A 10,630-nucleotide genomic window follows, 5' to 3' on the forward strand; every position below is an offset into this window, starting at 1 on the left:
CGCGTGGGGATCGGCACCGACGTGCACGCGTGGGCACCCGAGGATGCCCCCCGGCCCCTGTGGCTCGGCGGCATCCGCTGGCCCGGCGAGCGTGGCGTGGCCGCGACCTCGGACGGGGACGTGGCCGCCCACGCGGCGTGCAACGCCCTGCTCTCCGCCGCCGGCCTCGGCGACCTCGGGGCCGTGTTCGGCGTCGACCGGCCGGAGATGGCGGACGCCTCCGGCGCGGACATGCTCCGCGAGGTGCTGCGCCTGCTGACGGAGGCGGGCGTCGCCGTCGGGAACGTGGCGGTCCAGGTGGTCGCACCCCGGCCCAAGGTGGGCACGCGCCGCGCGGAGATGGAGGCCGCCCTCTCCGCCGCCCTCGGCGGGGCCCCCGTGTCCGTCTCCGCCGCCACCACGGACCGGCTGGGGTTCATCGGGCGCAGGGAGGGGCTGGTCGGGATCGCGACCGCGCTCGTCGTCCCTGCGGCCTGAGCCCGCGCCGGCGCACCGACTAGGCTGGCAGAGCCCCGTCAGGACCCCGCCCCTCCGGAAGGACCGCGCCCCCATGGCCCAGCGCTTCTACGACACCCGCACCGCGCAGATCCGGGACTTCGAGCCCCTCGTGCCCGGCGAGGCGTCGGTGTACTACTGCGGGGCCACGGTGCAGGGCATGCCGCACGTGGGCCACGTGCGCAGCGCGATCGTGTTCGACATCCTCATCCGCTGGCTCGAGGCCACCGGGCTGCGCGTCACCTCGGTGCGGAACGTGACGGACATCGACGACAAGATCCTCGACCGCTCGGCAGACTCCCACGAGGCCGACTTCGAGGCGTCGGACCTCTACCCGGCCCGCGAGCCGTGGTGGGCCCTGGCCTACCGGTTCGAGAAGGCGTTCGACGCCGCCTACCTCGCCCTCGGCGTCCGCCGTCCCACCTACGAGCCGCGCGCCACCGGCCACGTGCCCGAGATGTTCGCGCTCATCGAGCGCCTGATGGAGCGCGGCCACGCCTACCCCGCGCAGGACGGCTCGGGCGACGTCTACTTCGACGTCCGGTCGTGGGAGCGCTACGGCGAGCTCACCCGCCAGCGCGTGGAGGACATGCAGGACGCGCCCGACGCCGACCCGCGCGGCAAGCGCGACCCCCGCGACTTCGCCCTGTGGAAGGGCGCCAAGCCCGGCGAGCCCGCCACCGCCGTGTGGGAGTCGCCCTGGGGCGCCGGCCGCCCCGGATGGCACCTGGAGTGCTCGGCCATGTCCACGAAGTACCTCGGCGCAGAGTTCGACATCCACGGCGGCGGCCTGGACCTGCGGTTCCCGCACCACGAGAACGAGCTGGCCCAGTCGGCGGCCGCCGGGGACGGCTTCGCCCGCTTCTGGCTGCACAACGGGCTCGTCACCTACGGCGGCGAGAAGATGTCCAAGTCCGTGGGCAACACGATCTCCCCCGAGGAGATGCTCGGCATGGCCCGCCCGACGGCGGTGCGCTACTTCCTGGGGCAGGCCCACTACCGCTCCCAGCTCGACTACCGGCCCGGCGCCCTCGACGAGGCCGAGGCCGCCGTCGAGCGCATCGAGGGCTTCACGGCCCGCGCGGACAAGGACTGGGCCACCGCGGACCGCATCCGCGACGCGCTGGCCGCGGCCGGCGTCGTGGTGGAGGACGGCGCCGACGGCGCCACATGGCGCCTGGCGGACTGACACCTAGACTGGAGGGCGATCCGGCGGCGCCCCGCGTGCCGCCGCCCCCGTCCCCGGCACGCAGGAGTCCCGCCATGTCCACCGCACCCCGCTCCGGCGGATCCCGCAAGCCCAAGGGCAAGAAGGGCCCCATGAAGGGCACCGGCGGCCACGGTCGCAAGGCGCTCGAGGGCCGCGGACCCACCCCCAAGGCCGAGGACCGGGTCTACCACAAGGCACACCGCGCCAAGCAGCTGGCCGAGCGCTCGGCCGCCAAGCGCGGTCCCGTGAAGGACCAGGTCCGCGGCCGCGTGAAGCTCACGGATGAGACGGTCTCCGGTCGCAATCCCGTGCTCGAGGCGCTGCGCGCGGGCATCCCGGCCAAGGCGCTGCACGTGGCCGTGCGCATCGAGATGGACGACCGCGTCAAGGAGGCCCTGCGCCTCTGCCTCGAGCAGGGCGTGCCGGTCCTGGAGAACACCAAGCCGGAGCTGGACCGCCTCTCCGGCGAGGCCGTGCACCAGGGCATCGTGCTGCAGATCCCGCCCTATGAGTACGCGGACGCCACGGCCCTGGCCCTCGACGCGCTCGCGAAGCACGAGAAGGGGCACCTGCGGACCCCGCCGCTGCTGATCGCGCTCGACGGCATCACCGACCCCCGCAACCTCGGCGCCATCATCCGGGCCGGCTCCGCGTTCGACGCGGACGGCGTGATCGTGCCCGAGCGCCGCTCCGTCGGCGTGACCGCCACCGCCTGGCGCACCTCGGCCGGCGCGGCCGCGCGGGTGCCCGTGGCCCAGGCCGGCAACCTGAACACCACCCTCGTCGACCTGCACAGGGCCGGCTACTTCGTGCTGGGCCTCGACGGCGGCGGGGACGTCTCACTGCCCGGGCTCGCCCTGGCCACGGAGCCGCTCGTGCTCGTGGTGGGGGCCGAGGGCAAGGGTCTGTCCCGCATGGTGCGGGAGCACTGTCAGCAGATCGTGTCCATCCCGATCGACTCGACGATGGAGTCCCTCAACGCCTCGATGGCGGTGGGCATCTCCCTGTACGAGATCTCGGTGCAACGCGCCGGCGGGCGCTGACCTCCACGGCGCCCCGCCCGGGATGACGGCCGGGCGGGGACGCGGGTGTCGTGCACGGCGCCGACGGGGGCAGAGTGTCCACGGTGACGCCGATCACATGGCAGGATGTCGCGTGGATACGCACACGTCTTGCATGTGATGAGTATCACCGCGCACAGTGTCTGCACTGTGTCCGACGGGCCCCCGTCGGCGAGCGCATCCCGCACCGCACCATCAGAACGAGGTCCGTCTCATGAAGCACCGCTCCCTCCCCCTCACCGCCGCCCTCGCTGTCGCCGCCCTCGGGCTCACGGCGTGCGGCGACTCCGGCTCCGGCGGCGACGGCTCCTACACCGTGGGCATCAACCAGCTCGTCTCCCACCCGGCGCTCGACGGTGCGGCCGAGGGCTTCAAGGAGGCGTTCAAGGACGCCGGTCTGGACGTGACGTTCGAGGAGCAGAACGCCCAGGGCGAGCAGGCCACCGTCACCTCCATCGCCTCCACCTTCGCCAACGACGGGGACGTGGACCTCGTGGCCGCGATCGCGACCCCCGCCGCACAGGGCACCGCCTCGGCCGTGAAGGACAAGCCGGTCGTGTTCATGGCGGTCACCGATCCCAAGGGCGCTGAGCTCGTGGCCTCGGACGAGGCCCCGGGCGGCAACGTCACCGGTGTCTCGGACCGCAACCCGGTCAAGGAGCAGCTGCAGCTGCTCAAGGACGTGAAGCCGGACGCCACGACCGTCGGCATCGTCTACAACTCCGGCGAGGCCAACTCCAAGGTCCAGGTGGACCAGGCCAAGGAGGCCGGCAAGGAGCTGGGCCTCGAGGTCAAGGAGGCCACCATCACCAACTCGTCCGAGGTCCAGCAGGGCGTGCAGTCCCTGTCCGGGGTGGACGGCATCTACGTGCCCACGGACAACGCCGTCGTCTCGGCGCTGGAGACCGTGGTGGGCTACGGCAAGGAGCAGCGCGTCCCCGTCATCTCGGCGGACATCGACTCCGTCGAGCGCGGCGCCCTGGGCACGTACGGCATCGACTACACGGCGCACGGCAAGCAGGCCGGCGAGATGGCCGTGAAGATCCTCAAGGACGGCGCGAAGCCGGCCGAGCTGCCCGTGGGCTACGCCGACCCGGCCAACCTGCAGCTCGTGCTGAACCCGCAGGCCGCCGAGGCCTACGGCGTCGAGATCCCCGCCGAGCTCACGGACAGGGCCGACCAGCTCGTCGAGGGCTGATCCCGCGCCTGCCCGCCTCCGCGGCGGCCCGGACCACGGGGTCCGAGCCGCCGCGGAGCACGTCGGCGGCCGGCCCATCCCGTCCCGCCGTCGTCCGTCCCCCTCGCACCGCCCGAAAGGCACCCACCCCATGCTGACCGCAGTGGAACTGGGTCTGATCTACGCCGTCGTCGCGCTCGGCGTGTACCTGACCTTCCGCATCCTCGACTTCCCCGACCTCACGGTGGACGGCTCGTTCACCACCGGCGCCGCCACGGCCGCCGTGCTCATCACGGGCGGCACGCCGGTGCCCCTGGCCATGCTCGCCGCCTTCGTGGCGGGCGCGCTCGCGGGCCTCGTCACCGGCCTGCTGCACACCAAGGGCCGGATCGACGGCCTGCTCGCCGGCATCCTCACGATGATCGCGCTCTACTCGATCAACCTGCGGATCATGGGCAAGGCCAACATCCCCCTGCTCGGCCAGGACACCCTGTTCACGTGGCTCGACGACCTGGGACTGGCCCGGAACTGGGGCTCGATCCTCGTGCTCTTCCTCGGTGTGTTCGTGGTGAAGCTGATCCTCGACTGGTTCCTGCACACGGACCTGGGCCTCGCCCTGCAGGCGACCGGTGACAACGAGGAGATGATCCGCTCGTACGGCGTCTCCACGGACCGGATGAAGATCCTCGGCCTGATGATCTCCAACGGCCTCGTGGCCCTCGGCGGTTCCCTGCTGGCCATGTACCAGGGCTTCGCGGACATCTCCATGGGCATCGGCCTCATCCTCGTGGGCCTGGCGTCCGTGATCGTGGGCCAGGCCGTGTTCGGCCAGCGCACGGTCTTCTGGGCGACGCTCGCCGTGATCGTCGGCGCCGTGCTCTACCGCCTGATCATCCAGTTCGCCCTCAACGCGGGCCTGAGCCCGAACGACATGAAGCTGATCTCCGCGGCTCTCGTCGTCGTGGCCCTGCTGCTGCCGCGCTTCGGCTTCGCCAAGCGCCTGAGCCTGCGCACTCGGGGCACGGCCGCGACCCCGGGGCCGGCCGCCGCCGCACCGGCCACCGCCGGCATGCCCCTGACCGGCGAGCCGGGCGGCGCCGCCCCCGCCGCATCCGTCCCCGAGGAGGCCCCCTGTGCTTGAGATCTCGCAGGTCTCCAAGACCTTCTTCCCGAACACCGTCAACGAGCGGCGCGCCCTGCAGGGCATCGACCTGCACCTGGCCGAGGGCGACTTCGTCACCGTGATCGGCTCCAACGGCGCCGGCAAGTCCACGATCCTGAACACGATCGCCGGCAAGCTGCTCCCGGACACCGGCACCGTGGCCGTGGGCGGCAAGGACGTCACCCGCATGCCGGACCACCGCCGCGCGGCCTCGATCGGCCGGGTGTTCCAGGACCCGACGGCGGGCACGGCCCCGAACCTCACGATCGAGGAGAACATGGCCCTGGCCTGGCGACGCGGGCACGCCCGCGGGCTCTCGCGGGGCGTCTCCCGCGCCCGGCGCGCGATGTTCCGCGACGAGCTCACGAAGCTCGAACTCGGCCTGGAGAACCGCCTCACCGCCAAGGTGGGGCTGCTCTCCGGTGGCCAGCGTCAGGCGCTGAGCCTGCTCATGGCCACGTTCTCCGGCCCGAAGATCCTGCTGCTGGACGAGCACACCGCCGCCCTGGACCCGTCCCGGGCGGAGCTGGTGACCCGTCTGACCCGGCAGGTGGTGGCCGAGCACCGGCTCACCACGCTGATGGTCACGCACAACATGTCCCAGGCCCTCGAGGTCGGCAACCGGCTGATCATGATGCACGACGGCCGGATCATCCTCGAGCTGGACGAGCAGGAGAAGGCCGGGCGCACCCCGGTGGACCTGCTGGCCGAGTTCGGCAAGATCAAGGGCGCCGTCGTGGACGACAAGACCATGCTGTCCTGAGCGCTCCGTCCGGCCTCCCCGTCCCCGGCCCGTCCCTCCGCCTCACGGCGGGCGGGCGGGCCGGCCGTTCTCACCGGCGCGGCCGCGGGGTAGCGTCGTGGCGTGAGCACCGTGAAGCCCGACACCCAGAGCGCCAACGCAGCCGATGTCCGCCTCCAGACCGTCACGGGGCGCATCCCGGTGACGGACGTGCAACCCGTGGTGCTGGACGGCCGGTTCCCGGCGAAGGCCGTGGTCGGCGAGGACATCCCCGTCCGCGCGACCGTGTTCCGCGAGGGCCACGACTCCGTGCGCGCCACCGTCCGCCTGCTCGACCCGGCCGGCGCCGAGGTGCAGCGCGTGCAGATGCGTCCGGGCCGGCCCGGCCTGGACGAGGTCGTGGCCACGCTGCGGCCCGCCGAGCCGGGCCTGCACCAGTTCGTGGTCGAGGGCTGGGACGACCCGGTGGGCACGTGGAAGCACGCGGCCACCGTCAAGATCGCCGCCGGCGTCGACGTGGAGCTGATGCTCGCCGAGGGCGCCGCCCTGTTCCGCCGGGCCGCCGAGGACGCGGAGCGCTCGGCCGAGGACCGCGCCGTGTTCGAGGAGGTCGTTCGCGGCCTCGAGGACGAGTCGCTCATCCCGGCCCAGCGCCTGGCCTCCGCCGAGTCGGCGGAGGTGTCCGCCGTCCTCCACGCCCGCCCCGTGCGGGAGCACCTCACGAGCTCCGAGCTCTACCCGCTGGACGTGCAGCGCGAGCTCGCCGGCCGCGGCGCCTGGTACGAGTTCTTCCCCCGCTCCGAGGGCGCCCGCTTCGACGAGGCCTCCGGCACGTGGTCCTCTGGCACCTTCGCGACGGCGGCCGACCGGCTCCCGGCGGTCGCCCGGATGGGCTTCCAGGTGGTCTACCTGCCGCCGATCCACCCGATCGGCACCACGCACCGCAAGGGTCCGAACAACACGCTGACGGCCGGGCCGCAGGACCCGGGCTCGCCGTGGGCGATCGGTGGGCCCGAGGGCGGGCACGACGCCGTGCACCCGGACCTGGGCACCGTCGAGGACTTCGAGGCGTTCGTGGCCGCGGCCGCGGACGAGGGCCTCGAAGTGGCCCTGGACCTGGCCCTGCAGTGCTCCCCGGACCACCCGTGGGTCGCCGCGCACCCGGAGTGGTTCACCACCCGCGTGGACGGCACCATCGCGTATGCGGAGAACCCGCCGAAGAAGTACCAGGACATCTACCCGCTGAACTTCGACAACGACCCGGGCGGCCTCGCCCAGGCGGTGCTGGACGTGGTGCGGGGCTGGGTGGCCCGCGGCGTGCACATCTTCCGCGTGGACAACCCGCACACCAAGCCCCTGTGGTTCTGGGAGTGGCTGATCGCGAAGGTCCGCGCCGAGGAGCCGCGCGTCGTGTTCCTCGCCGAGGCCTTCACCCGTCCCGCGATGATGCACGCCCTGGGCAAGGTCGGGTTCCAGCAGTCCTACGGGTACTTCACCTGGCGGAACACGGCCGAGGAGCTTGCGGAGTACCTCCAGGAGATCTCGCACGAGACGCCGGCGTTCTATCGCCCCAACCTCTTCGTCAACACGCCGGACATCCTCACGGAGTACCTGCAGCACGGCGGCCCGGGCGCGTTCCGGATCCGCGCCGTCGTCGCCGCCACGGCCAGCCCGCTGTGGGGCGTCTACGCCGGGTTCGAGCTGTTCGAGCACGTGGCCCGGCCGGGCGCGGAGGAGTACATCGACAACGAGAAGTACGAGTACCGCCCCCGGGACTGGGAGGGCGCGGAGGCCGCGGGTGCCTCGCTCGCCCCGTACCTCACCCGGCTCAATGAGATCCGCGCGGCGCACCCGGCGCTGGGCGACCTGCAGAACCTGACCCTGCACGCCTCGACGCACCCTGACCTGCTCGTGTTCTCGAAGACGCGCTCGGCCCGGCCCGAGGGTGCGCACCGGGACGCCGAGGCGGTCACCGACGCCGGTCCCGCGGAGGACACCCTGATCGTCGTCGTCACCACGAACCCGCACGACGTCGTCGAGGCGACCCTGGACCTGGACCTCGAGGCGCTGCGTCTGCGCCCCGAGGACCGCGACGCGTCCGGGGCCGTCGAGGTGGAGGACCTGCTCACCGGCCAGCGCTGGCGGTGGGGCCGCACCCCGTACGTCCGCCTGGACCCCCACGTCGAGCCCGCCCATGTCCTGCGGGTCGTCCGGAACGGCTGAGCCGCTCCCGACGCCCGCCGTCCCCAGAACAGGAATCGCCATGACCCCGTCCGCCGCCCCCCGTCCCGCCGTCGCCCCGCTCGCCGTGGACCCGGAGGTGCTGGCCGCCGTCGCGCAGGGCCGGCACCACGATCCGCACACCGTGCTGGGCGCCCACCCGCATCCTGACGGCGCGGCGGTCACCTACCGCGTGCTGCGCCCGCTGGCGCGCACGGTCACGGTGGTCCGCGCCGGCGACGGGCAGCGGGTGGAGCTGACGCACGAGCACGACGGCGTGTTCGCGGGCGTGGCCCCGACGCCCCGCGTGGCCGGGGCTGCCGCGGGCGACTACCGCGTCGAGGTGGCGTACGAGACCGAGGACGGCACGACCGGCCCCGTCCAGGAGCAGGACGACGCGTACCGGCACCTGCCCACGCTCGGCGAGCTGGACCTGCACCTGATCGGGGAGGGCCGGCACGAACGGCTGTGGGAGGTGCTGGGCGCCCGCGTGGTCCGCACCTCCGCGGGCGAGGCCGTCGGCACGGCCTTCGCGGTCTGGGCGCCGAACGCGCGGGCCGTGCGCGTGGTGGGCGACCACAACGGCTGGGACGGCCGGACCCATGCCATGCGGTCCCTCGGCTCCTCCGGCGTGTGGGAGCTGCTGGTGCCTGGCGTCGGTCACGGCGACCGCTACAAGTTCGAGATCCTCGGCCGGGACGGGCTCTGGCGGCAGAAGGCGGACCCGATGGCCCGCTGGACGGAGGTCCCGCCGGCCACGGCCTCGCGTGTGCTCGAGTCCGACTACGCCTTCGGGGACCGCACCTGGATGGAGCGCCGCCGTCTCACGGACCCGCACGAGCGCCCGCTGAGCATCTACGAGGTGCACCTGGGCTCGTGGCGGCCCGGGCTGGACTACCGCGAGCTGGCCGAGCAGTTCGTGGAGTACGTGCAGTGGCTCGGGTTCACGCACGTGGAGTTCCTGCCGGTCGCGGAGCATCCGTTCGGCGGGTCCTGGGGCTACCAGGTGACCGGCTACTACGCCCCCACCTCCCGGTTCGGCTCCCCGGACGAGTTCAAGCACCTGGTGGACGCGCTCCACCGGGCGGGGATCGGCGTCATCGTGGACTGGGTGCCGGCGCACTTCCCGAAGGACGAGTGGGCGCTCGCGCGCTTCGACGGGACCGCCCTGTACGAGCACCCGGACCCGCGGCGGGGCGAACATCCCGACTGGGGCACCCTCGTGTTCGACTTCGGCCGCACCGAGGTCCGCAACTTCCTCGTGGCCAACGCGCTCTACTGGCTCGGCGAGTTCCACATCGACGGGCTGCGCGTGGACGCCGTCGCCTCGATGCTCTACCTGGACTACTCGCGCGAGGACGGGCAGTGGGAGCCCAACGTGCACGGCGGCAACCACAACCTCGAGGCCATCGACTTCCTGCGCGAGGTCAACGCGACCGTGTACCGCCTGCACCCCGGCGTCCACATGATCGCGGAGGAGTCCACGGCCTTCTCCGGGGTGAGCGCTCCCGTGGACGCGGGCGGTCTCGGCTTCGGCAAGAAGTGGAACATGGGCTGGATGCACGACACCCTGGCCTACCTGTCCCAGGACCCGGTCAACCGCCGGTGGCACCACGAGCAGTGGACGTTCTCCATGGTGTACGCCTACTCGGAGAACTACGTGCTGCCGCTGTCCCACGATGAGGTCGTCCACGGCAAGGGCTCCCTGCTGGGCCGCATCCCGGGCGACCGACGGCAGCAGCTGGCGACCCTGCGCGCCTACTACGGGTACATGTGGGCGCACCCCGGCAAGCAGCTGCTGTTCATGGGCGGGGAGTACGCGCAGCCGAGCGAGTGGTCCGAGGGCGAGGGCCTGGACTGGCCCGTCTCGTGGGATGAGGCGCACCGCGGGGTCCAGCTGACGATCCGGGAGCTCAACGCGCTCTACCGCAGCAAGCCGGCGCTGTGGTCGCTGGACCACAGCCCGGAGGGATTCTCGTGGGTGGACGGCGGCGACGCCGACGGCAACACGCTCGTGTTCCTCCGCATGCCCGCGGCGCAGGTGGTGCCGGAGACACGGATCGACGACGACGGCGCCGCGGTCCCGGCCGCTGAACCGGGCGGCGCCCCGCTGCTGTGCATCACCAACCTCTCGGGGTCGCCGCGTCAGGGGCTGCGCGTGGGGGTGCCGTCCGCGGGGGAGTGGACGGTGGTGCTGGACACCGATGCGACCGACTTCCACGGTGACGGCTGGCGGGAGCAGACCGGCCAGTCCGAGGTGATCGCGGCACACGAGGGCCAGTGGCAGGGCCAGCCGGCCCGCGTCACGGTGAACGTGCCGGCGCTGACCACCCTGTGGCTCCAGCCGACCCTGGACACGACGGCCACGCCCTGAGGAGTGGTGCACGTCACGGCCGGGGGTGACGGCGCTGGAGCGTCGAACGGGGCGGGCCAGGCCGAAGGAATCCGCGAGAACAGGCGGAAACCGGCCGCCCACCCTTGACCGCACGCCGGGTGCCGCCCCTGATTTTGTGTTCGGTGGGATTCGTGTGTAGAGTTCCATCTCGTGCTCAAGACGCCGACC

The 10,630-nt window shown here is 72.6% G+C and carries 7 protein-coding genes and 1 pseudogene; all 8 read left to right on the plus strand.

Annotated features, from left to right (window positions below):
* The coding region (gene ispF / locus QL983_RS07870) for a 2-C-methyl-D-erythritol 2,4-cyclodiphosphate synthase (protein WP_290152184.1) at positions 1 to 477 on the plus strand (477 nt) is incomplete at its 5' end.
* Positions 478 to 550: 73 nt separating this feature from the next.
* On the plus strand, positions 551 to 1,684 hold the full coding sequence (gene cysS, locus QL983_RS07875; RefSeq protein ID WP_290152186.1) for a cysteine--tRNA ligase: 1,134 nt from the start codon (positions 551 to 553) through the stop codon (positions 1,682 to 1,684).
* A gap of 74 nt (positions 1,685 to 1,758) precedes the next feature.
* Positions 1,759 to 2,748 (plus strand): 23S rRNA (guanosine(2251)-2'-O)-methyltransferase RlmB, encoded by a 990-nt coding sequence (gene rlmB / locus QL983_RS07880; protein ID WP_036317879.1) that lies wholly within the window; start codon positions 1,759 to 1,761, stop codon positions 2,746 to 2,748.
* Positions 2,749 to 2,980: 232 nt separating this feature from the next.
* Positions 2,981 to 3,964 (plus strand): ABC transporter substrate-binding protein, encoded by a 984-nt coding sequence (locus tag QL983_RS07885; RefSeq protein WP_063189360.1) that lies wholly within the window; start codon positions 2,981 to 2,983, stop codon positions 3,962 to 3,964.
* A 130-nt stretch (positions 3,965 to 4,094) separates the two neighbouring features.
* Complete coding sequence (locus tag QL983_RS07890; RefSeq protein WP_290152190.1) at positions 4,095 to 5,084, plus strand: ABC transporter permease; 990 nt, start codon at positions 4,095 to 4,097, stop codon at positions 5,082 to 5,084.
* Positions 5,077 to 5,868 carry an ABC transporter ATP-binding protein gene (locus QL983_RS07895; RefSeq protein WP_063189362.1) on the plus strand — a complete coding sequence of 264 codons (792 nt, stop codon included), beginning with the start codon at positions 5,077 to 5,079 and terminating at the stop codon, positions 5,866 to 5,868. The genes QL983_RS07890 and QL983_RS07895 overlap by 8 nt, the downstream gene beginning before the upstream one ends.
* 102 nt (positions 5,869 to 5,970) lie before the next feature.
* Entirely contained in the window at positions 5,971 to 8,070 is a 2,100-nt protein-coding gene (locus QL983_RS07900; RefSeq protein ID WP_216882050.1) for an alpha-1,4-glucan--maltose-1-phosphate maltosyltransferase, read from the plus strand.
* Positions 8,071 to 8,143: 73 nt separating this feature from the next.
* Positions 8,144 to 10,441 (plus strand): annotated as a pseudogene (gene glgB / locus QL983_RS07905) (1,4-alpha-glucan branching protein GlgB); the annotation flags it as partial.
* Positions 10,442 to 10,630 lie beyond the last annotated feature (189 nt).

It is taken from the genome of Micrococcus sp. APC 4021, from assembly GCF_030407635.1.
Lineage (GTDB): Bacteria > Actinomycetota > Actinomycetes > Actinomycetales > Micrococcaceae > Micrococcus > Micrococcus luteus.